Source organism: Dactylosporangium sp. NPDC000521 (genome assembly GCF_042898305.1).
Classification (GTDB): Bacteria; Actinomycetota; Actinomycetes; order Mycobacteriales; family Micromonosporaceae; genus Dactylosporangium.
This window is the reverse complement of the sequence record NZ_JBIAYW010000010.1, coordinates 228,383-250,483: the sequence shown is the minus strand read 5'-3', so window position 1 is coordinate 250,483 and position 22,101 is coordinate 228,383. Positions and strand designations below refer to the sequence as shown.

The following is a 22,101-nucleotide window of genomic DNA, read 5'->3' as shown; positions in this document are numbered from 1 at the left end:
GACGGTCACCGCACGACGCTGCGGTAGACGTCGATCAGCCGCTGGATGAGCACGCCGGGGGAGAAGTGCTCCTCGAAGCGCTGCCGCGCCACCGGCGCCAGGGCCGCGGCGCCCGCGCGCGCCACGACCAGCCCGGTGGCGAGCGAGGCGGGATCGGGCTCGACGACCCAACCGGCGTCGCCGGCGAGGAACGGCAGCCCGCCGCGGTCCGTGACCAGGACCGGCCGGCCGGCGCACAGCGCCTCCAGCACGATCGTGGGCAGCACGTCATGCCACGTGGAGGCCGCGATCACGCACGCCGCGGCGTTGATCTGCGCCCGCACCTCGGCGTTCGGCAGGACCCCCAGATACGAGATGTCCGATCGTTCCGCCGCGGCCGCCTCGGCCAGCGGGCGCAGCGGGCCGTCGCCGATGATCCGCAGCGGCCCCAGCGCCCCGTCCGGGTGCCGCCGCCACGCGTCCAGCAGCAGCAGAAGGCCCTTCTCGGGGGTCAGCCGCGCCGCGTACAGGAAACCCTCACCGCGACCGGAGGCCGCTCCCGTGTCCGGGATGCCGTTCGGCTTCACGGTGATCCGCTCCGCCGGGACGCCGAAGTCCTGCAGGTGCGCGGCGATCCGGTCGGTGAGCGCGACGAACCGGTCCACCCCGCGCCACGTGCCGCGGTGCACGGCGAGCGTCGTCGCCATCACCGCCGACTGCGCCTTCGAGTCCCGGTAGCACGAGTGCCGGATCGCCGGCAGCGCGAACGCCTTGCCCCGGCACTCGGTGCAGATGTGCCCGTCGCGGAAATAGAGTCCCGGCGCGCAGACCTGGCGATAGTTGTGGACGGTGTGCACCACCGGTACACCTGCCGCATGCGCCGTCCGGACCACCCACGGCGACAAGAGCGGATAGGCGTTGTGCAGATGCAACACGTCGGGCTTTTCCGCTTTTATCAGCTTTTCCAGGGCGCGCTGCGAGTCACCGTTACGGATCGGTGACAGCGGCAGCAGCACCTTGCGCGCCGTGGAGAACGTGCCGATCTCGTCGGAGCTGCGCAGGAACGGCAGCACCGACACACCGGCCGTGGACAGTTGCGCGATCTCGGCATCGACGATGACGTTCTCACCGGACGGTGCGCCGGACGCGTAGCGATTGTGCGCGACAACGACCTTCATGACGGGAAAAGACTAACTGAGGCAGACTGTACGAGTGCCCGAGCTTCCCGAGGTCGAAGCGCTCGCCGCATTCCTCCGCGAGCGCGCCGCCGGCCACACCATCGACCGCATCGAAGTCCCTTCGCTGAGCGCGTTGAAGACCTTCGACCCGCCGATCACCGCCGCGGCCGGCCTGCCGCTGACCGGCGCGTCCCGGCACGGCAAGTTCCTCGACATCCACGTCGGCGACGGCCTGCACCTCGTCACCCACCTGGCCCGCGCCGGCTGGCTGCACTACCGCGAGTCGTTCAACGCCAAGACCCCGCTCAAGCCGGGCTCCGGCCCGATCGCGGTCCGGGTGCGGCTCGACGACGACTCCGGCTTCGACCTCACCGAGGCCGGCACGAAGAAGAGCCTCGCCGCCTACTTCGTCACCGACCCCCGGCTGGTGCCCGGCATCGCCCGGCTCGGCCCCGACGTCCTCGCGGTCACCACCGACGAGTTCGCCGCCGCGATCCGCAGCCGCAAAGGCCAGATCAAGGGCGTCCTCACCGACCAGACCGTGATCGCCGGCGTCGGCAACGCGTATTCGGACGAGATCCTGCACGCCGCCAGGATGTCCCCGTTCGCGCTGACCAACCGCATCACCGACGACACGATGGCCACATTGCACGCCGCCACCCGCACCGTGCTGACCGACGCCGTCTCCCGCTCGGTCGGGCAGAAGGCCGCGACGCTGAAGTCCGAGAAGCGCTCCGGCCTCGCCGTGCACGCCCGCACCGGCCTGCCCTGCCCCGTCTGCGGCGACACCGTCCGCGAGGTCTCCTTCGCCGACACGTCGCTGCAGTACTGCCCCACCTGCCAGACAAACGGCAAACCCTTGGCCGACCGGCGGCTGTCGAAGCTCGTACGCTGACCCGGTGCGCCGTGCCTTCCTGATCGCGTTCGTCGGCTTCTTCCTCCTCGGCGCGGCATGGGCGCTCGCGCTGCCGTCCAACGGCACCTACGACGAGAAGCAGCACCTCGTCAGGGCCTGGGCCGTGTGGACCGGCCAGTGGCTGCCGCACGACCGGGCCCTGGACGCCAGCGGCATCGAGACCAACGCGTTCACCGGCCCGCGCAGCCTGCTGCCGTCCTCCGCGGACTGCACGTGGATCGACAAGCCGTCGTACCGGCCGGCGTCCTGCCTCTCGTTCACCGATGATGAGTCTGTGGTGCTGCAGCCCAGCGCCGCCGCCCGCTACAGCCCGGTCTACTACGCCCTGGTCGGCCTGCCACTGCGGATCTCGCCGACGAACGCCGGGCTGATCTGGGCGCGGCTGCTGTCCGCCTTGCTGTCGGCCGTGCTGCTCGCTTCGGCGTTCACCCTCGCCGGCACGGCGCTGCTGCGGGCCGCGGTCGTGCTCGCCGCGACCCCGATGCTGATGAACCTCGCCGGCGCGCTCAACCCCAACGGCCTGGAGATCAGCGCCGCCGTCCTGCTCTACGTCGCCGTGCTGCGCAAACACTGGCCCGCGGCGGGGGTCGCCGTGGCGCTGCTGCTGACGACCAGGGATCTCGGTCCGTTCTTCGCGGCGTCGGTACTGGCGGTGTCGCTGTTCGTGACGAAGACCTGGGTCCGGTCGCGGGCATTCTGGCTGCCGGCCGCCGGCGGCCTGGCGTTCGCGGTCTTCTGGACACTGGTCGCGTCGCGGGGCGACGCCGTCGACCCCGGACGGCCGATCGCGGCCACGACCAGCGGGGCGATCCTGCGCGACATCGCCGACAACCGCGCCGAGTTCTGGATCCGCCAGATCGTCGGCCAGTTCGGCTACGGCGAGACCACCGTCTCCCTCGGCATGATCGGGCTCTGGTACCTGCTGATCCTCGCTGTGGTCGGGCCCGCCCTCTGGTTCGGGCCCGGCCGGCTGCGCATCGGCATCATCGCCGTGGTGCTGGCGTCCGCCGCACTGCTCATCGCCCTGGAGCTCTACTTCGCCCCGAAGGTCGGCCACTTCGCCCACGGCCGCTACGTCATGCCGCTCGCCGTCGGCGCGGTCCTCCTCGCCGGGTCCACCGACCGTTACGCAACGTGGCCGCCCTCTCGCTGGCTCGTGCCGGGGATGGTCGCCGTCACGGTCCCGCTCCACCTGTACGCGCTGGCCCGCGTCATGACCCGCTTCCAGCACGGAATCAACGAACGGCTGAACCCGTTCGGTGGAACCTGGCAGCCGCCGGTCGGCAGCGTTGTGCCCCTTCTGGCGTGTTTGGTAGGTGGTGCGCTACTCGCGGTGATTGTCACGCGGAGTTCTGTCCGGCCCACGCCACTGCACTCGACAGCCAACACGTTGAGCAACTAGTCTCGGCCGGTCGTCGTCAGTCGCCCGAATCAACATGGGACACTTCTCGCGTGCGATCGGGTGTTCTTGCGTCGGCGACCACAACCCACCCGGTCGAGCAGTTGAGCGCCCTGATCCCCGGATCGTGGTGCGAGAGGACACACTCAGGTGACCGCTAGTCTCCAACGTCCGGCCACCCCGCCGAGCCGGAGAACTACCTTGGGTGAGCTTGACAGCTTCGAGATCCTTCCCGAACACGCGCTCACCCCGCTCGGACCCAATGGCGTGCCCCGCTCCGGCTGGCAGCGCGCCCGGCGGGTCTCCCGCTGGCACCGCCCCTATGCGGCGATCCTCCTGCTGCTCGACACCCTCGCCTGCGTCATGGCCAGCGTCACGGCCAGGACCTTCCTCGACACCAAGACCAACGAGATCTTCGAGCAGAACCCCGGCCTGTGGACCTCGATCACGTTCGGGGTCCTGCCCGCCGTCTGGCTGCTCGTCCTCTGGGGCCACGGCGCCTACGACCGCCGCTACCTCGGCACCGGCACCGACGAGTTCAAGCGCGTCGTGCGCGCCTCCTGGACCGTCGTCGCGATCGTCGCCTTCGCCGCGTTCGCGACCAAGCAGGCGGTCTCCCGGACCTCGGTCGGCGCCGCGCTCGTCGGCGGCCTGCTCTACGTGCTCGTCCTGCGCTACTTCGCCAGGCGTGCCCTGCAGTACGTCCGGACCAAGTTCAACCTCGCGACCCACCGGCTGCTGCTCATCGGCACGCTCCAGGAGGCGCTCGAGGTCCACCAGGCGATCGCCCGCGACCCGGCCGCCGGCCTCGTCCCCGTCGGCATCCACCTCACCGAGGGCTACGCGCCGCGGCCGAGCACCGTCACCCCGGTGCCCGTGCACGCCGGCCGCGACATCCTCTCCCTGGTCCGCGAGCTGAACGCCGACACGATCGCCGTCTGCGGCTCCGCCAGCGCGGAGCCCGTCGAGCTGCGGCGCCTCGCCTGGCAGCTGGAAGGCACCGGCATCGACCTCGCCGTCGCCCCGCAGCTCACCGACATCGCCGGCCCGCGCGTCCACATCCGGCCGATCGAGGGCATCCCGCTGCTCTACGTCGAGGAGCCCAAGCTCTCCGGCATCGGCTGGCTCTTCAAGAACGTCATCGACCGGGTCCTCGCCCTCGTCGCCCTGCTGATCGTCCTGCCGTTCTTCCCGATCGTCGCCATCGCCATCAAGCTCTCCGACCCCGGTCCGATCTTCTTCCGCCAGCCCCGCATCGGCCGCGAAGGCAAGATGTTCAAGGTCTGGAAGCTGCGGACCATGTACGTCGACGCCGAGGAGCGCCAGGCGACCCTCGACGAGCACAACGAGAGCGACGGCCTGCTCTTCAAGATGAAGAACGACCCGCGGGTCTTCAAGGTCGGCAAGTGGCTGCGCGCCACCTCGATCGACGAGCTCCCGCAGATCCTCAACGTCCTCGCCGGCGAGATGTCGCTCGTCGGCCCCCGCCCCCTCCCCGCCGACGACGGCGACTTCCTCGGCGACGTGCGCCGCCGCCTCCTCGTCCGCCCCGGCATCACCGGCCTGTGGCAGGTCAGCGGCCGCAGCGACCTCTCCTGGGACGACGCGGTCCGCCTCGACCTCTACTACGTCGACAACTGGTCCCTCGTCCTGGACCTGCACACCCTCTGGCGCACCATCGGCGTCGTCGTCTTCCGCAAGGGCGCCTACTGACCCCGTTACCGTGCGTGCTCGCAAAAATACCCACAAAACGGGCTGATTTTTTCGGGTGGTGTAACGTCGGAGATGAATTCGCGCCGCCTCGACGGGGCTGACGGGTTGGACTTTCAGACCCGCGCGACCTGCCTTCGTGGACCGCACTGACCTTTGTGGACCGGTGGCGCGACCTGGACGTTCGTGGACCACTGGTCTGCCCCCGGCCGCTTGGGTGACCCCAGCCCGGGTCGTTTGGGTGGCCCAGCCCGGGTCGCTTGGATGGTCGAGTCTGTGCCGGGGTCGCTCCGGTGGTCCGGGATGGACGACCTGTCCTTGCCCGGGTCGGACGACTTGTCCTTGCCCGGGTCGCTTGGGTGGTCCAGAACGGGCCGACCCTGGGGTGGCTTGAATGGTCCAGGACGGGCCGACCCTGGCCCCGCCTTCGCGGACCGCTGGTCTGTTGTGGGCCGCGAGGGTGGTTCAGGATGGGCGCGTGGGTGGGAACCTGGCCGCTGGGATCGCGGTCGTCGGGCTGGCGGTGGCGCTCGGCGTGGCGGTGTGGGCCGTTGTCCGGCTGCGGTCGCGGCGGGCGATCGCGACGGCGGCGCAGCGGGCGACCTACGACGTGCTGCACATCGCGGCGCTCGCGGCCGAGCCGCTGCGCAACGGGCTGACCGACGTCGCGGCGGGCAAGGCGGTCCGGCACCTGCGGACGCTCACCGGGGCGGCCGGGATCGCGGTCACCGACGCGGCGCGGGTCTTGGCGTTCGACGGGGCGGGGGAGCACCACCGGGAGCAGGTGGCGGCGGCCGGGGCGAAGGCGGTCACGGCCGGACGGTCCACCGTGCTCGGCAGCGACGAGCTGCCGTGCGACCTCGTCGACTGCCCGGTCCGCGGGGCCGTCGTCGTCCCCCTCGCGCAGCGGGAGGGGGCGCTCGTCGCGCTGTCGGACGGGCCGCCGGCGCCGGGGCTCGTGCAGGCCACGGCGGAGACCGCGCGCTGGGTGGGGACGCAGCTGGCGCTCGCCGAACTCGACACCTCGCGGGCGCGGCTGGCCCGGGCCGAGGTGCGGGCGCTGCGGGCGCAGATCAGCCCGCACTTCATCTACAACGCGCTGACGGCCATTGCGAGCTTCGTCCGGACCGACCCTGAGCTGGCACGGGAGCTGATTCTCGAGTTCGCGGAGTTCACGCGGTACTCGTTCCGGGCGCACGGGGAGTTCACCACGCTGGCCGAGGAGTTGCGGTCCATCGACCGCTACCTGACGATCGAGCGGGCGCGGTTCGGTGAGCGGCTGCAGGTGCGGCTGCAGATCGCACCGGAGGTCCTGCCCGTGACGCTGCCGTTCCTGTGCCTGCAGCCGCTGGTCGAGAACGCGGTGCGGCACGGGTTGTCGCGGAAGCCCGGGATGGGCACGATCAGCATCGTGGCGCGGGACGCGGGCGCGGAATGTCACATCACCGTGGAGGACGACGGGGTGGGGATGGAGCCTGCCGCGCTGCTCAGCGCCGACGACACCACCGACGCCGGGCAGCACGTCGGGTTGCGCAACGTCGATGAGCGGCTACGGTCGGTCTTCGGTGACGGGTTCGGCGTCGTGGTCGAGACGGCCCCCGGCGCGGGCACGAAGGTCAGCATGCGGGTCCCGAAGTTCCACCCCGGCGTGCGGAGCAGCCAATGACCGGCATGCGGAGCAGCTAATGAATCGGAGTGCGGAGCAGCCAATGAACCGGAGCGCGGAGCAGCCGATGAGTTCGAGCGCGGGCAGGAGCGTCACCGGCCAGGTCGTGCACGAGCACCAGCAGCAGACCGGGTTTCTGCGCGTCCTCGCCGTCGACGACGAGGTGCCCGCGCTCGACGAGCTCGCGTACCTGCTGCGCGCCGACCCTCGCGTCGGCCGGCTCCACACGGCCGGCGACGCGACCGAGGCGCTGCGGGTCCTGCGGGACATCGACGTCGACGCCGTCTTCCTCGACATCCGCATGCCCGGACTCGACGGCATGGAGCTGGCCCGGGTCCTCGGCCGGTTCGCCAAGCCGCCCGCGGTGGTGTTCGTGACCGCGTACGACGACCGCGCCGCCGAGGCGTTCGACCTGGGTGTCGCCGACTACGTGCGCAAACCGGTCCGCGCCGACCGGATCGCGGAGTCGCTGCGCCGGGTCCTGGCCGCTCGGCTCGTCCCGACGCACCCGTCGGTCGCCGGCCGCCGCGACCGCCAGGACGATCCGACCATTCCGGTTGAGCTCGCCGGCACGACGAGGATGCTGCCCCGCTCGTCGGTGCGCTGGGTGGAGGCGCAGGGTGACTACGCGCGCCTCCACACCGCCGACGCGTCCCACCTGGTGCGGGTGTCTCTGGCGACCCTCGCGGAGCGTTGGGCGGATGCGGGTTTCGTACGGGTGCACCGCTCCTTCCTGGTGCAGCTGAAGCTCATCACCGAGCTGCGGATGACCAACACCGGATACGTGGTGGTCATCGACGACCACGAGCTGCCCGTCAGCCGTCGGCACACGAGAGAGCTGAAGGACAGACTGGTCCGCGCGGCGAAGTCCTGGTCTTGAGGGGAGGTCTTCACGACTTCCACACATCACGCACCGTTGCCCCTCGCATCTACCCAATACGCTGCTGGCATGACCGCAGGTGGGACCGGGGAACGGCGCAGGGTGCTCGTCGTCGACGACGAGCGGATGATCGCGGAGTCGATCGCGGTCCGGCTCCGCGCCGAAGGGTTCGCCGTCGACCAGGCGCACGACGGGCCGTCCGCGGTCGCCGCGGCCCGCCTGCTGCGCCCCGACCTCGTGGTGCTCGACGTGATGCTGCCCGGGTTCGACGGCCTCGAGGTGTGCCGGCGCATCCAGGCGGAGCGGCCCGTCGCCGTGCTCATGCTCACCGCCCGTGACGACGAGACGGACCTGCTCGTCGGGCTCGCGGTCGGTGCCGACGACTACCTCACCAAACCGTTCTCGATGCGGGAGCTCGCCGCCCGCGTCCACGTGCTGCTGCGGCGCCTGGAGCGGCTGGCGCAGTCCCAGCCGGACCCGGACGCCACCCCGATCGTCCTCGGCGACCTGGAGATCAACCGGGCGCAGCGGCGGGTCAGCCGCGGCGGCGTCGAGGCGCATCTGACGCCGACCGAGTTCGACCTGCTGGTGAACCTCGCGACCCGACCCCGCACGGTCCTGCCCCGGGAGCGGCTGCTCGCGGAGGTGTGGGGCTGGGCGGACGCGTCGGGCACCCGGACCGTCGACAGCCACATCAAGGCACTGCGCCGCAAGCTCGGGTCCGACCTGATCCGGACCGTGCACGGAGTCGGGTACGCGCTGGAGACCACATGAAGCACTTCCTGGACCTGCTGCCCCGGCCGCTCGACCCGCTGCGCTCGATCAAGCTGAAGCTCGCCGTGCTGCTCGTCGCGTCCGCCGGCGCGGGCCTCGGCGTGTTCTGGATCGGCATCGGCTGGATCCCGCCGACGACGACGGAGATCGCGCTGACGGTCGGGCTGCTCACCTCGCAGGTCCTGGCCCGCGGGGTGACGTCGCCGCTGCGTGACATGACCGCCGCCGCGCAGGCGATGGCCCGGGGTGACTATTCCGCTCGGGTACGGGCGACGTCGAAGGACGAGGTCGGCCAGCTCGCCGTCGCGTTCAACCAGATGGCCGCCGAGCTCGCCGCCGCCGACCAGCAGCGCCGCGAGCTGATCGCCAACGTCTCGCACGAGCTGCGGACTCCGATCTCGGCGGTTCAGGCGGTACTGGAGAACGTCGTCGACGGTGTCGTCCAGCCCGACCAGGCGACGCTGCGCACCGCGCTCGCCCAGACCGAACGCCTCGGGCGGCTCGTCACCGAGCTGCTCGACCTGTCCCGCCTCGACGCCGGCGTGATTCCACTGGACCGGGAGGACTTCCGGCTCGAGGACCTGCTCATCGAGGTGGTGGCCGAGGCCGAGGTGAAGGCCACCGCCGCCGGCTACAAGGTCGAGTACCTGTTCTGCGCCTTCCCGGAGAACGCCCTGGTCAGCGCCGACCGGGCGCGGCTGCACCACGTCCTGACCAACCTGGTCGACAACGCGACCCGGCACAGCCCCGACGGCGGCACCGTCACGATCATCGGCCGGCGCGACGGCGACCGGGTGATGATCGAGGTCGCCGACGAAGGGCCCGGCATCCCGCACTCGGAGCGGGAGCGGGTCTTCGAACGCTTCACCCGCGGCGCCCGCGCCTCCGGTGGCGGCACGGGGCTGGGGCTGGCGATCGCCCAATGGCTCATCGAGCTGCACAACGGCACGATCGCGGTCATCGAGCAACCGGATGGCGTGGCAGGTTGCCGCATCCGGGTCACCCTGCCCGTCTGATCCAAGCGTCTTCAGTACGTGTCCGGCGACAGCCGGACGCGCGGATCCTCATACCCTCCGGAGTCCGACATGTCGTCCCCGACGGAACCATCCGACGGTCCGCAGCGCCCCGCCGTCCCCGCCCAGCCGACCCCGGCCGAGCAACCCGTCTCGGCCGAGCAGCCCGCGCCGGGAAGGCCGCAGCCCGCGCCGGAAGGGCAGCAGCCCGCGCCGGAGAAGCAACAGGCCCTGGCGGAGAAGCAACAGGCCCCGGCGGAGAGGCAGCAGTCTCTGGCACCGCGGCCGCTGGAGCGGCGCGACTCCGCCGCCGCTCCGCAGCCACCGCGGCCGCCGTCGCCGCCCGGAGGGGCAGCACCCGGCCTGCGCAAAGCCCCACCGCAACCGCCACGCCCCGGGCAGCCGCCCGTACACCAGGAGCAGCAGCATCAGGGGCAGGGCGGGCCGCGGGGGGCGGTCGCCACCCTCGCGCCGCCGGTCCACCCGCAGCAGGCATCGAACCCGCCGCAGCCCCCGCCGAACCCGGCGTTGATCAGCCCGGTCCTGCTCGGCCCGCCGCACCCGACCCTGTTCCAGCGGCACTGGCCGGTGCGCAGCGTCGCCGCGGGACCCGGCGTGCTCATCGGCGGCCTGGTCACCGCGGTCGTCGCGGCCGCCGCACTGCCGCTGGACCGGCCCGGGATCGGCTGGCCCATCGCCGGCCTGGCGCTCGTCGTCGCCCTGCTGGTCGTGCTGCTGCGGATGGATCCGCAGCGGCGCGGCACCAGCGCGGTCGAGGCCACGGGCTGGGGCGTCGCCACGGTGGCGCTGCTGTCCGTGGGGGTGTTCCGGGCGGCGGGCTGGCTGTTCTTTCTGTGTGTCCTGGCCGCGTTCGGCAGCGTCGCGCTCGCCGTCGGTGCCGGCCGGAGAGTCCCGGCGGTCTTCGCGGCGCTGGTCAACCTGCCGATGGCCGGGTTCCGGTCGCTGCCATGGGTCCGCTCCGGCCTGCGCCGGGCGCGGGCGAAGGAGGGCGCGTCCGGCGCGGCGCGGCTGCTCGGCTCGATCGCGCTCGGCGTGCTGCTGCTCGTCGTCTTCGGGGCGTTGTTCGCCAGCGCCGACGCCGCGTTCGACCGGATCGTGCAGACGATCCTGCCCGACCTGTCGCTCAGCACGCCGTTCCGGTGGCTGTTCGTCGGCGCCGTCGCCGCCTGGCTCACGTTCGGCGGGGCGTTCCTGCTGCACAACCCGTCCACCCTCGGCGACGGCAGGCCACGGCAGGGGCGGGTGGTCCGCTGGTACGAGTGGGTCGTCCCCGTCGGCGCCGTCCTCACCGTCTTCGGGATCTTCGTCGGTGTGCAGGTCGCGGTCCTGTTCGGCGACCGCGACTACGTGATGCGCACCGCCGGCCTCACGTTCGCCGACTACGCGCGGAAGGGCTTCTGGCAGCTGCTCGTCGTCACGCTGCTCACGCTCGTCGTGATCGCGGTGACGGTCCGCAAGGCGTCCCGGGAGACGGCCCGTGAGCGGGCGCTGCTGCGCGTGCTGCTGGGGTTGTTGTCCTTGGGCGCGCTCGTCGTCGTGGTGTCCGCGCTGTGGCGGATGGACGTCTACGAGCAGGCGTACGGCTTCAGCCGCCTCCGCGTCCTGGTCAGCGCGTTCGAGCTCTGGCTCGGCGGCCTCCTCGTCCTGATCATGGTGGCGGGGGTCGTGCCGGCGACGCGCTGGCTGCCGCGGGCCGCGGTCGCCCTGTGGGTCGTCACGCTGCTGGGGCTCGCGGTGCTGAACCCGGACCGGTTCATCGCCGAGCGCAACGTCGCCCGGTTCGCCAGCAACAACACCGACGTCTGGTACCTGTCGACGCTGTCCGCCGACGCCGCGCCGGCGCTGGACAAGCTGCCGCCCGGGGCCCGCGAGTGCGCCCTGTCCGGCATCTCCCGCGACCTGCGCGACGAGGACGACTGGCGCGGCTGGAATCTGGGGCGTGCCGAGGCCCGCCGGATCGTCCCGGAGGTCGTCGACGCCTCCGACTACCCCTGCTACCGGCGGTACTAGCGAGGCGGGGACGGGGGCCGACGCTCAACGGGGGGTGTCGGCCCCCTTGCACTGGATTCACGCTCGTTGCGAGACTGCCGGACATGGAGCCACCCACCCCGCGGGTCCGCGTGGTGCTCGGTGACGTCGCCCGCGCCCCCATCGACCCCGCCCGCACCCGCGCCGAGCTGGAGGAGCAGAGCCCGGTCGGGGCCGCCCTCGCCCGCGGGCTCGTGCGCGCCCAGCTGGCCGTCGCGGTGCGGCTCGCGGCGGTCGTCGCGGTCGCGCTCGGCGGGCTGCCGCTGCTGTTCGCGGCCGCGCCCGCGCTCGGCAGGGCGCACCTGTTCGGCATCTCGGTGCCGTGGCTGCTGCTCGGGGTCGCCGCCTACCCGTTCCTGTTCGCCGTCGGGTTCGCCTACGTCCGCCTCGCCGAACGCAACGAGGCCGAGTTCGTCGCCCTGGTCGAAGACCGGTCCCAGCAGCACTCATGAGCGGCCAGCGCAGCGGCTCGGGCCGCTCATCTTGGGATCAGGTTTGGCTCAGGCCGACGCCGCAGCGCAGCGGAGCGGCGGCATGAGCGATTACGCGCTGCCGGCGGTCATCGCGGTCACCCTCGTCACCGTCGCCATCGGCCTCTACGGGCTGCGGTTCGCCCGCACGACGTCCGACTTCCTCGTGGCGTCCCGCATGGTCAGCCCGACCTGGAACGCGGCGGCGATCAGCGGCGAGTACCTGTCGGCCGCCAGCTTCCTCGGCGTCGCCGGCCTCATCCTCAAGCACGGCGTCGACGTTCTCTGGTACCCGGTCGGGTTCGCCGCCGGGTACCTCGCCCTGCTGCTCTTCGTCGCCGCCCCGCTGCGCCGCTCGGGTGCGTTCACCCTCCCCGACTTCTGCGAGGTCAGGCTCCGCTCGAAGCGGCTGCGCAAGCTCGCGACCGCGTTCGTCATGTTCATCGGCTGGCTCTACCTCGTGCCGCAGCTCCAGGGCGCCGGCCTGACCCTGCAGACGGTGACCGGCGCCCCGTACGCGCTGGGGGCGCTGCTCGTCGGCGTCGTCGTCACCCTGAACGTCGCACTCGGCGGGATGCGGTCCATCACGTTCGTGCAGGCGTTCCAGTACTGGCTGAAGCTCACCGCCCTCGCCGTGCCGTTCGTGTTCCTGCTCATGCAGTGGCAGTCCGACGGCCGGCCCGCCCTCACCGCGCCGGACGGCCCGACGTTCCCTGTCGCGACGACCGTCACCGTCGACCACCCGACCCGGCTGATCGTCACCGTCCAGACGCCGGTCACCGCGCACGGCCGGCTCGACGGGGCCGCGGTCGACGGCGCCGTGCTGCTCACGGCCGGCGAGCACGACGCGGACGCGGGCACGGCCATCGACTTCCCGGAGGCCGCGCCGGTACCGAAGGTCGCCGCCGTCTCCGACGATTCACCGAAGGACTGGCTGCTGCCCGGCGACCACTCGCAGGGGTTGTTCGCGACCTACTCGCTGATCCTCGCCACGTTCCTCGGCACGATGGGCCTGCCGCACGTGCTGGTCCGCTTCTACACCAACCCCGACGGTGCCGCCGCCCGCCGCACCACGCTCGTCGTCCTCGGGCTCGTCGGCGTCTTCTACCTGACCCCGACCCTGTACGGGGTGCTCGGCCGCGTGTACACACCGCAACTGCTGATGACCGGCAACACCGACGCGGTCGTGCTGCTCCTGCCGTCGGCGGCGCTCGGCGGCGGCCTCACCGGCCAGCTGCTCAGCGCGCTCGTCGCCGCCGGCGCGTTCGCGGCGTTCCTGTCCGCGTCGTCGGGGCTGCTCACGAGCGTCGCCGGGGTCCTGTCCACCGACGTGCTCGGCCACGGCTCGGTCCGCGACTTCCGCCGCTCCGCGCTCGTCGCGGGGGTGGTGCCGCTGCTGCTCGCCCTGTTCGTCGCGAGCCTCGACGTGTCGCAGGTCGTCGGCCTCGCGTTCGCCGTCGCCGCGTCCAGCTTCTGCCCGCTGCTCGTCCTCGGCATCTGGTGGCGCGGCCTGACCGCGGTCGGCGCGGCCGCCGGGATCGTCGCCGGCGGGGGCGCCGCGGCCGCCGCGGTGCTGCTCACGGTGCTCGGCGGGCCGCTGCCCGGCTGGGCGGGTGTGCTGACCACCCAGCCGGCCGCGTGGAGCGTGCCGCTCGCCTTCTTCGTCATGATCACCGTCTCGCTGCTGACCCGGCAGCGTCTGCCCAAGGACCTCGGGGCGATCATGCTCCGCCTGCACGCGCCGGACGCATTGCGGATGTGACCGCCTTGGCGGCCGATGCTGGTGTGACATACGGTCACCTTGTGACAAGTCCCCAGCCTGCCTCTGCTCTCGCGCTTCGGGGGCTGTCCAAGCGTTTCGATCAGAAGGTCGCGGTCGCGGGCGTCGACCTCGACGTGCCGACCGGGTCGTTCTTCGGCCTGCTGGGGCCCAACGGCGCCGGCAAGACGACGTCGCTGTCGATGGCGGTCGGGCTGCTGCGCCCCGATGCCGGTCACGCGTATGTCCTCGGCCACGACGTCTGGTCCGACCCCGTCGAGGCGAAGCGCCGCCTCGGCGCGCTGACCGACTCGGCCCGCATGTTCGACCGGCTCACCGGCAGTGAGCTGCTCGCCTACACGGGCCTGCTGCGCGGCCTGCCGCAGGACGTCATCAACGCCCGCGCCGCGGAGCTGCTCGACGTCCTCGGCCTCGCCGACGCCGGCCGCACCCTCGTCGTCGACTACTCGGCCGGCATGAAGAAGAAGATCGGCCTGGCCTGCGCGCTGCTGCACGCGCCGCGGCTGCTGGTCCTCGACGAGCCGTTCGAGGCCGTCGACCCGGTCTCCGCCGCCCTCATCCGTGACATCCTCATCCGGTACGTCCGAAACGGCGGCACCGTGATCTTCTCCAGCCACGTGATGGAGGTCGTGGAGCGGCTCTGCACCCACATCGCGATCCTCGCCGACGGCCAGATCAAGGTCGTCGGCACCACCGAGCAGGTGAAGGGCGGCCGCGAGCTCGAGGACGTGTTCGTCGACGTCGTCGGCGGCCGGGTGGCGACGGGCGCGGAGCTGTCGTGGCTGTGACCCCGGAGCCGCATGTTCCGCTGCAACGTCCGGCACCCGACGACGGGGTGTTCGCGCCGCCGCCCGAGCCGATCCACGGCGGCGCCCCGAAGGTCGGCGACTTCGTCCGGCTGAAGCTGCGGATCCTGGGCAACACGATGCGCGGCAAGAAGACCCGCGTCTACCTGTTCATCCTCGGCGTCATCTTCGGCCTGTTCGCCGCGTCCGTCGGGCTGAGCGTGTTCGCCGCGAGCAGCGTCACCGACGACAACCTGCGCCCCACCCTCGCCGCGTTCGCCGGCACCGGGCTCGTGCTCGCATGGATCCTGGTGCCGCTGCTGTTCTTCGGCGTCGACGAGACGCTCGACCCGGCCAGGTTCGCGCTGCTGCCGGTGCCGCGCCGCACCCTCGTGCTCGGCATGCTCGGCGCGGCCGCCGTCGGCATCCCGCCGGTCGTCACCCTGGTCACCGCGCTCGGCTCCACCGTCGGCGCGGTCATCGACGGCGGTGCCGCCGCCGGGGCCGTCGCCGTCCTCGGCGCCGTCGTCGGCCTCGCCGTGTGCATCGCCGCGAGCCGCGCCGTCACCAGCGCGTTCGCGGGCATGCTGCGCTCACGGAAGGTCCGGGACCTGGCGGCGCTGCTGATCGCGCTCGCCGGCATCTCCTGCAACCCGGTCTTCCAGCTGATCTTCGCCCTGGTCGAGAACGGCGAGTCCAAGCAGGCCACCACGATCGGCGGCATCCTGTCCTGGACGCCGCTCGCGGCGCCGTTCGTCGCCTACGTCGACGCGATCGAGGGCGACTGGGCGCTCGTCGCGGCCCGCCTCGCGATCGGGGTCGCCGGCGTCGCCGCGCTGCTGTGGTGGTGGCTGCGGACGATCGAGTCCGCGATGCTCGGCACCGCCTCGACCGGCGCGGCGAAGAAGGCCAAGGCCGTCGACAGGCTGCCGGTGCGGGCGTTCCTGCCGGGCGTCCTGCGGTCCTGGCCGGCCGGCCGGTTCACCGGCCTCGTCGGCCGCGAGATCCGCTACTGGTTCCGTGACCCGCGCCGCCGCGCCAGCCTGATCTCGCTGCTCGCCGCGTCCATCGTGATCCCGTTCGCGTTCACGTTCGGCTTCGGCGGCGGCTCCAGCGCCGAGGAGCAGGAGGCCGCCCGGCAGAGCGTCGGCATGAGCGGCGGCGCCCTCGTGTTCTCCCTGCTGTTCGCCGGCGCGTTCGTCGGCCTTGTACTGGTGAACCAGTTCGGCAACGACGGCACCGCCTACGCGCTGCACATGCTCACCAACGTCCCCGGCCAGGTCGAGCTCGCGGCCCGCGCCGCCGGCGTCGGCATCCTCGCGTTCCCGCTGCTGGCCGCCGGCACCGTCGTCGTGTCGGTGATCGCCGGCCACACCGGCCAGCTGCCCGCGGCGCTGGGCGTCGGCCTGTGCGCGTTCGGCATCTCCGTCGGCGCCGCCGGCATCACGTCGGTGCTCGCGCCCTACCCGATGCCCGACACCACCAACCCGTTCGCGATGAACACCGGCCAGGGCAGCGCGAAAAGCATGCTGTCCTTGGTCTGCATGTTCGCCACGTGGGCGCTGACGGCGCCGCTGATCGTCGCGTTCTTCCTGCTCCCCGACGCGCTGGCCTGGGTGCTGCTGCCGGCCGGGCTGCTGTGGGGGGCCGGGCTCGCCTGGACCGGCACCCGCCTCGCGGGAAACCTGCTGGAGCGGCGCGCCCCGGAGGTCCTCGCCGCCGTCACCCCGAAGCGGGCGTAGGCCACACGTAGGGCTCCTCCGGGTCGGCGTCCGGGAACAGCCGTACCCGGGAACGATCAGCCCCCGCAGCACCTGCAGCGCCTCGACGCGCTGCTTGCCGAGCCGGCGCGGGTCCAGCACGAGCGCAGACGCGGCGAAGTCCGGGTACGGCAGGAAGGTCTGCACACTCCGGTCATACCCGACAATGAGCGGGTGAGTATCCACGCCTCGGATCCGTTCGCCACACCGGATGACCAGCGCTCACCGCTGCGCCGCCTCCGCGGCCGCCTCCCCGCCCCCGTGACCCTGTGGACGGCGCCGGGCCCCGCGGGGTTGACGGTGTCGTCCATGCTGGTCGCCGACGGGGACCCGGGCCGCGTCGCAGGGCTCGTCGACGACGAGAGTGACCTGTGGACGGCGATCGAGGCGGCCGGCCGGTTCGCGGTCGTGCCGCTCGCCGAGGGTGACAACCAGCTCGCCGAGCGGTTCGCGGGGATGATGCCCGCGCCCGGCGGGCTCTTCTCGACCGGCGACTGGGAGCACACGGAGTTCGGCCCGGTGCCGCGCGGTTACCCGTGGGCCGGCTGCGACCTCGACGGCGCCCGGCCGTTCGGCTGGTCGCTACTCGTCGAGGCGACGGTCGTGCGCATCGACCTGGGCGGCACCCCGGCGAAGCCGCTGCTCCACCACCGGGGTCGGTACACCTCGATATAGACGCTCTTACCAGCCGCCCCACCGCAAGCGGCGGGTCCCGCGCGGGGGAACCCCCATGCGCCGCTGCGCGACGCACTCAAGCCGTTAAACGGTGTGACCGCTGTCACTCGGCGCACCGAACCTGCCGTTGGGCGCAGGGGTCCGCCGGGCCCGTCCAAGGATCTTCACCGCCACGCGGCGGGTTCCTACCGTGCGCCGTACCCACACCCCAACGGCAGGTGGTGATCCCCCATGAGCACCGATACGCCGGTGCCGACCGGCACGGACGACAACCGGTACGTCGCTGTCGCCAACACCTCGGAGTTCGACGCGTTGCGCCGCGCCCTGCGACGCTTCGTCTTCCCCGTCTCCGCCGCGTTCCTCCTCTGGTACGCGCTCTACGTGCTGCTCTCCGCGTACGCCCGCGACTTCATGAGCACGAAGGTCGTCGGGCACATCAATATCGCGTTGATCTTCGGGCTGCTGCAGTTCGTGTCGACGTTCCTCATCGCCTGGCTGTACACCCGCTACGCCGACCGTCGCGTCGACCCCCTCGCCGACGAGCTGCGCGCCAAGATCGAAGGGAGCCCCGAATGAACGACGTCACCCTCGCGGTAGGGGCGAGCACCACCCGGACGCTGACGCTCACGCTCTTCGTCGTCCTGGTCGCGGCCACCCTCGCCATCACCATCTGGGCCAGCCGGCAGACCAAGAGCGCCGCCGATTTCTACGCCGGCGGCCGGTCCTTCACCGGCTTCCAGAACGGCATGGCGATCGGCGGCGACTACATGTCGGCGGCGAGCTTCCTCGGCATCGCCGGCATCATCGCCCTCAACGGCTACGACGGCTTCCTGTACTCGATCGGCTTCCTCGTCGCGTGGCTCGTCGCGCTGCTGCTGGTCGCCGAGCTCATGCGCAACTCGGGCCGCTACACGATGGCCGACGTCCTCGCGTTCCGGATGCGGCAGGCACCCGTCCGCACCGCCGGCTCGATCTCCACGATCATCGTGTCGATCTTCTACCTGCTGGCACAGATGGTCGGCGCCGGCGCCCTCGTCGCGCTGCTGCTCGGCATCAAGGCCGGCGACACGTTCATGGGCATGACCGCGGAGACCGCGAAGATCGTCACCATCGCCCTCATCGGCGTGCTGATGATCGTGTACGTGACGGTCGGCGGCATGAAGGGCACCACCTACGTCCAGATCGTCAAGGCGTTCATGCTCATGCTCGGCGCCCTGCTGCTGACGCTGATGGTGTTCGCCGCGTTCAAGTTCAACCTGTCGTCGCTGCTCGGTGAGGCCGCCGCCAAGTCCGGCCGCACCCCGCCGGAGTCGTTCCTGCAGCCCGGCCTGCGCTACGGCCGCGACATCGCCGGCAACGCCGCCGCGACCCTCGCCAGCAAGCTCGACCTGATCTCGCTGGGTCTCGCGCTCGTGCTCGGCACCGCCGGCCTGCCGCACATCCTGATCCGCTTCTACACCGTGCCGAACGCGAAGGCCGCCCGTAAGAGCGTCGTCTGGGCCATCGGCATCATCGGCGTCTTCTACCTGATGACGCTCGCCCTCGGCTTCGGCGCCGCCGCGCTCGTCGGCCGCCAGGCGATCCTCGCCCAGGACCCCGGCGGCAACACCGCCGCGCCACAGCTCGCCGAGGCCCTCGGCAAGCGGTACCTCGGCGGCGACTTCGGCGGCTCGCTGCTGCTCGCCGTCATCGCCGCGGTCGCGTTCGCCACCATCCTCGCCGTCGTCGCCGGGCTCACCCTCGCGTCGTCGTCGTCGCTGGCGCACGACCTGTACGCCAACGTCATCAAGCGCGGGCAGACCACCGAACGGCAGGAGGTCGTCGTCGCCCGGTACTCCGCGTTCGTCATCGGCGCCGTCGCGATCGTCCTCGGCATCTTCGCCCGCAACCTCAACGTCGCGTTCCTCGTGGCGCTCGCGTTCGCGATCGCGGCGTCGGCGAACCTGCCGGCGATCCTCTTCTCCCTCTTCTGGAAGAAGTTCAACACCCGCGGCGCGACCTGGGGCATCTACGCCGGCCTCATCTCCGCCGTCGGCATCGTGCTCATGAGCCCCATCGCGTGGGGCGGCGTCAGCGACGCCCGCACCCCGGCCACCCTCACCGCGGCGCAGGCCAAGACCTGCGGCGTCGACGTGAAGTCGAAAGAGGTCTCCAACGCGACGGCCCTGTTCAGCTGCACCACCCCGGCGCCCATCCCGCTGGAGAACCCGGGCCTGATCTCGATCCCGATCGGGTTCATCTTCGCCGCGATCGGCGCCCTCACCAGCAAGGAACGCGACTCGGACAAGTTCGCCGAGCTGGAGGCCCGCTCCCTCACCGGGGCCGGCGCCCACTAGATGGACGGCGCCGGCTCTCCCGGGAGCCGGCGCCCCACCGGATGTAGTGCGCCGGGGTCCGGGTACCGCCGATTCCCTGACCTCGGCGCACTGCCGCTAGGCTGGTCTCATGGTCGTTGTTGCGCAGCGTTACGGCGAGGGACACCGCATCCTCCTCACCGGTGGTGCCGGGTTCGTCGGCTCGCACCTCGCTGACGCCCTGATCGCCCGCGGGGCACACGTCGTCGTGCTCGACAACTTCGTCACGGGCAGTAAGGACAACGTCGCGCACCTGGTCGACCACCCTCGATTCACGCTCGTCGAGGCCGACGTCAGCGAGCCGCTGCCGGCCGTCGACGCCCTCAGCGCCAGGTTCGACGCGATCATGCACTTCGCGTCGCCGGCCAGCCCCACCGACTTCCAGCTGCTGCCCGTCGAGATCCTCCGGGTCGGCTCGATCGCCACCCTCCAGCTGCTCGAGCGCGCCGTCGCCGACGGTGCCCGCTTCGTGATGGCGTCCACGTCCGAGGCGTATGGCGACCCGCTCGTCCACCCGCAGCCGGAGAGCTACTGGGGCAACGTCAACCCGATCGGCATCCGCAGCGTGTACGACGAGGCCAAGCGCTTCTCCGAGGCCGCCACCATGGGCTACCACCGCGGCCGGGGCGCCGACGTCGGCATCGTGCGGATCTTCAACACGTACGGTGAGCGCATGCGCCCCGACGACGGCCGCGCCATCCCCACGTTCATCTCGCAGGCCCTGCGCGGCGAGCCGATCACCGTCCACGGCTCCGGCACCCAGACCCGGTCCATCTGCCACGTGTCGGACCTCGTCCGCGGCATCCTCCTCCTGCTCGACTCCGGCGAGACCGGCCCGGTCAACTGCGGCACCGAGCACGAGATGACCATGCTGGAGCTCGCCGACACGATCGTGCGGCTATCCGACAGCGCGTCGACCGTGTCCCTGCTGCCCCGCACCGCCGACGACCCCGAGCGCCGCCGCCCCGACCTCACCAAGGCACGTGAGCTGCTCGGATACGAGCCGACCGTCGCCCCCGAGGAGGGCCTGCGCCGCACCGTGGAGTACTTCCGCGGCCGCTGACTCTCCCCGCTTCGTGCCGCGCCCATCCGAGTTGCGTGGCGGAGCGGCCGGAGGTTCGTATCGTGGGTTTCATGTCCACCACGCCTGCCTCGAACGGCTCGTCGGGCCGCGCCTCAGTGCCCAACTCGCTCCCGCCCAGCGCGGCGGCGCGTGCGCGCGTCTCTGGCGCCTCCACACCGACCAGCCGGGCGTCGTCAGGCGTCTACGGCCGGCCCGCCTCAGGGTCCGCCTCCCGTGCCGGGGGCGCCGGAGGTGGCGGCGGTGCCGTCCCGCCGCGCCGGCCCGGCGGCAACGAGTACCCCGGCCGCAAGAAGATCCGTCCCCGCTGGGGCCGCATCGCGCTCGTCTCCGGCGCCGCGATCATGGTCCTCGCGCTGCTCGCCGGCGTCGGTGCCTACGCCTACTACCGCTACGTCGACGCCGGCCTGCAGCGCGACGACCCGTTCTCGGAGATCACCAACGGCCGGCCCGCCAAGGTCGCCGACGGCGCGCTCAACATCCTGCTGCTCGGCAGCGACTCCCGGGACCCCGACAACAAGGGCAAGGCCGGCGAGTGGCGCACCGACACCATGATCATGCTGCACATCCCGTCGAGCCACGACAAGGCGTACCTGGTCTCCCTGCCCCGCGACCTGTACGTGTACATCCCCAAGAGCAAGTCGACGCCGTACGGCGACACCAACGCCAAGCTCAACGCGTCGTTCTCCTGGGGTGGCACGCCGCTGACCGTCGAGACGATCGAGAAGTACACCAACGTCCGCCTGGACCACGTGCTGCTCATCGACTTCGGTGGCTTCAAGCAGGTCATCGACGCCCTCGGCGGCATCGACATGAACATCGAGGCCGACATCACCTCCGTCCACCCGCCGAAGCGCAAGTTCAAGAAGGGCATGAACCACCTCAACGGCGACGAGGCCCTCGACTACGCCCGGCAGCGCTACCAGTTCCCCGACGGCGACTTCGCCCGCATGCGTCACCAGCAGCAGATGATGAAGGCCATCCTCGACAAGGCGGTCAGCTCCGGCACCGTCAGCAACCCGTCGAAGCTCAACTCCTTCCTCAAGGCGATCACCAAGGCGATGACCGTCGACAAGGACTTCTCGCTCGCCGACATGGCCCTGCAGTTCCGCAACCTGCGCAGCGACGACCTGACGTTCCTGGTCAGCCCGCACGACGGCAGCAAGAAGATCAACGGTGAGGACGTGGTCGTGCCCAACAAGGCGAAGGCCGAGGCGCTCTACACCGCGATCCGCACCGACAAGATGGCGGACTGGGCCGCGACCAACGCCCCGAAGCCCGCCGCGAGCGGATCGGCGCCGCCGTCGACGAAGGCCACCGCCAAGAAGTGATAGTTCCGGCATCCCGGGCATGTCGTCCCACCTGTGGGGTTGCATGCCCGGGCTGTCGTATAGATCTCATTGCAGGAGTCACCCTTGACCAAGTAGAAAACGCCTGAATGGTGGCAACTCTGCGGATCTTGTGCAGTGACGCTGGTCGGCACGATCCCCGCCGCGAACGTAGACTCGGGTAAATCCCCGCCGCAGTGCGGGCACGCAGTCGGGGGCGACATGCAGCAGGACCAGGAACCGCCAGTGAACCCTGAGGAGAAGCCGGCGGCGTCAGTTGGCGCGACTTCGGGTGGCACTTCCC

Annotated in this window: 17 protein-coding genes and 3 pseudogenes; 18 read left to right on the top strand and 2 right to left on the bottom strand. The window is 71.5% G+C overall.

Translation table 11 applies throughout. The annotated features are described in order from the left end of the window. Positions 1–5: 5 nt before the first annotated feature. Complete coding sequence (locus ACFY3L_RS31390; protein ID WP_389332033.1) at positions 6–1,157, bottom strand: glycosyltransferase family 4 protein; 1,152 nt, start codon at positions 1,155–1,157, stop codon at positions 6–8. 34 nt (positions 1,158–1,191) lie between these two features. On the opposite strand from ACFY3L_RS31390, the gene ACFY3L_RS31385 reads away from it, so the two are divergent. The 13 genes and pseudogenes from ACFY3L_RS31385 to ACFY3L_RS31325 all read left to right on the top strand — a co-directional run bounded on the left by ACFY3L_RS31385 (position 1,192) and on the right by ACFY3L_RS31325 (position 16,341). Continuing rightward, positions 1,192–2,052 carry an Fpg/Nei family DNA glycosylase gene (locus ACFY3L_RS31385; protein ID WP_389332030.1) on the top strand — a complete coding sequence of 287 codons (861 nt, stop codon included), beginning with the start codon at positions 1,192–1,194 and terminating at the stop codon, positions 2,050–2,052. Positions 2,053–2,056: 4 nt separating this feature from the next. Beyond that, complete coding sequence (locus ACFY3L_RS31380) at positions 2,057–3,475, top strand: DUF2142 domain-containing protein (protein ID WP_389332027.1); 1,419 nt, start codon at positions 2,057–2,059, stop codon at positions 3,473–3,475. Positions 3,476–3,673: 198 nt separating this feature from the next. Beyond that, entirely contained in the window at positions 3,674–5,185 is a 1,512-nt protein-coding gene (locus tag ACFY3L_RS31375) for a sugar transferase (protein WP_389332024.1), read from the top strand. 475 nt (positions 5,186–5,660) lie between these two features. Next, on the top strand, positions 5,661–6,848 hold the full coding sequence (locus ACFY3L_RS31370) for a sensor histidine kinase (RefSeq protein ID WP_389332021.1): 1,188 nt from the start codon (positions 5,661–5,663) through the stop codon (positions 6,846–6,848). Positions 6,849–6,915: 67 nt separating this feature from the next. Continuing rightward, positions 6,916–7,728, top strand: a complete 813-nt coding sequence (locus tag ACFY3L_RS31365) for a LytR/AlgR family response regulator transcription factor (protein WP_389332018.1) — start codon at positions 6,916–6,918, stop codon at positions 7,726–7,728. Positions 7,729–7,797: 69 nt separating this feature from the next. Further along, positions 7,798–8,502 (top strand): response regulator, encoded by a 705-nt coding sequence (locus ACFY3L_RS31360; RefSeq protein WP_389332015.1) that lies wholly within the window; start codon positions 7,798–7,800, stop codon positions 8,500–8,502. Next, a complete protein-coding gene (locus tag ACFY3L_RS31355) occupies positions 8,499–9,518 on the top strand; it encodes an ATP-binding protein (protein ID WP_389332012.1) in 1,020 nt (339 codons plus the stop codon). Before ACFY3L_RS31360 ends, ACFY3L_RS31355 begins: the two co-directional genes overlap by 4 nt. Before the next feature lie 69 nt (positions 9,519–9,587). Further along, complete coding sequence (locus tag ACFY3L_RS31350; protein WP_389332009.1) at positions 9,588–11,546, top strand: DUF4153 domain-containing protein; 1,959 nt, start codon at positions 9,588–9,590, stop codon at positions 11,544–11,546. Between the two features lie 83 nt (positions 11,547–11,629). After that, the gene (locus ACFY3L_RS31345; RefSeq protein ID WP_389332006.1) at positions 11,630–12,016 is read left to right on the top strand and encodes a hypothetical protein; all 387 of its coding nucleotides are present in this window, start codon (positions 11,630–11,632) and stop codon (positions 12,014–12,016) included. A gap of 82 nt (positions 12,017–12,098) precedes the next feature. Then, positions 12,099–12,789, top strand: a pseudogene (locus tag ACFY3L_RS31340) (cation acetate symporter); the annotation flags it as partial. 125 nt (positions 12,790–12,914) lie between these two features. Continuing rightward, a pseudogene (locus ACFY3L_RS31335) lies at positions 12,915–13,796 on the top strand (cation acetate symporter); the annotation flags it as partial. A gap of 41 nt (positions 13,797–13,837) precedes the next feature. Beyond that, positions 13,838–14,602, top strand: a complete 765-nt coding sequence (locus ACFY3L_RS31330) for an ABC transporter ATP-binding protein (RefSeq protein WP_389332003.1) — start codon at positions 13,838–13,840, stop codon at positions 14,600–14,602. Further along, the gene (locus ACFY3L_RS31325) at positions 14,593–16,341 is read left to right on the top strand and encodes an ABC transporter permease (protein WP_389332000.1); all 1,749 of its coding nucleotides are present in this window, start codon (positions 14,593–14,595) and stop codon (positions 16,339–16,341) included. The genes ACFY3L_RS31330 and ACFY3L_RS31325 overlap by 10 nt, the downstream gene beginning before the upstream one ends. A 24-nt stretch (positions 16,342–16,365) precedes the next feature. Here the strand turns inward: ACFY3L_RS31325 and ACFY3L_RS31320 are convergent. Continuing rightward, positions 16,366–16,494 (bottom strand): annotated as a pseudogene (locus ACFY3L_RS31320) (cytoplasmic protein); the annotation flags it as partial. On the opposite strand from ACFY3L_RS31320, the gene ACFY3L_RS31315 reads away from it, so the two are divergent. The 5 genes from ACFY3L_RS31315 (at position 16,432) to ACFY3L_RS31295 (ending at position 21,800) form a co-directional block, all read left to right on the top strand. Further along, positions 16,432–17,034, top strand: coding sequence for a flavin reductase family protein (locus ACFY3L_RS31315; protein ID WP_389332542.1), 603 nt, complete (start codon positions 16,432–16,434; stop codon positions 17,032–17,034). The pseudogene ACFY3L_RS31320 and the gene ACFY3L_RS31315 sit on opposite strands and share 63 nt — an antisense overlap. Before the next feature lie 231 nt (positions 17,035–17,265). Further along, positions 17,266–17,610, top strand: a complete 345-nt coding sequence (locus ACFY3L_RS31310; RefSeq protein ID WP_389331997.1) for a DUF485 domain-containing protein — start codon at positions 17,266–17,268, stop codon at positions 17,608–17,610. Next, entirely contained in the window at positions 17,607–19,370 is a 1,764-nt protein-coding gene (locus ACFY3L_RS31305; RefSeq protein ID WP_389331994.1) for a cation acetate symporter, read from the top strand. Before ACFY3L_RS31310 ends, ACFY3L_RS31305 begins: the two co-directional genes overlap by 4 nt. A 109-nt stretch (positions 19,371–19,479) precedes the next feature. Then, entirely contained in the window at positions 19,480–20,451 is a 972-nt protein-coding gene (locus ACFY3L_RS31300; RefSeq protein ID WP_389331991.1) for a UDP-glucuronic acid decarboxylase family protein, read from the top strand. A 71-nt stretch (positions 20,452–20,522) separates the two neighbouring features. Then, the gene (locus ACFY3L_RS31295; protein ID WP_389331988.1) at positions 20,523–21,800 is read left to right on the top strand and encodes an LCP family protein; all 1,278 of its coding nucleotides are present in this window, start codon (positions 20,523–20,525) and stop codon (positions 21,798–21,800) included. Positions 21,801–22,101 lie beyond the last annotated feature (301 nt).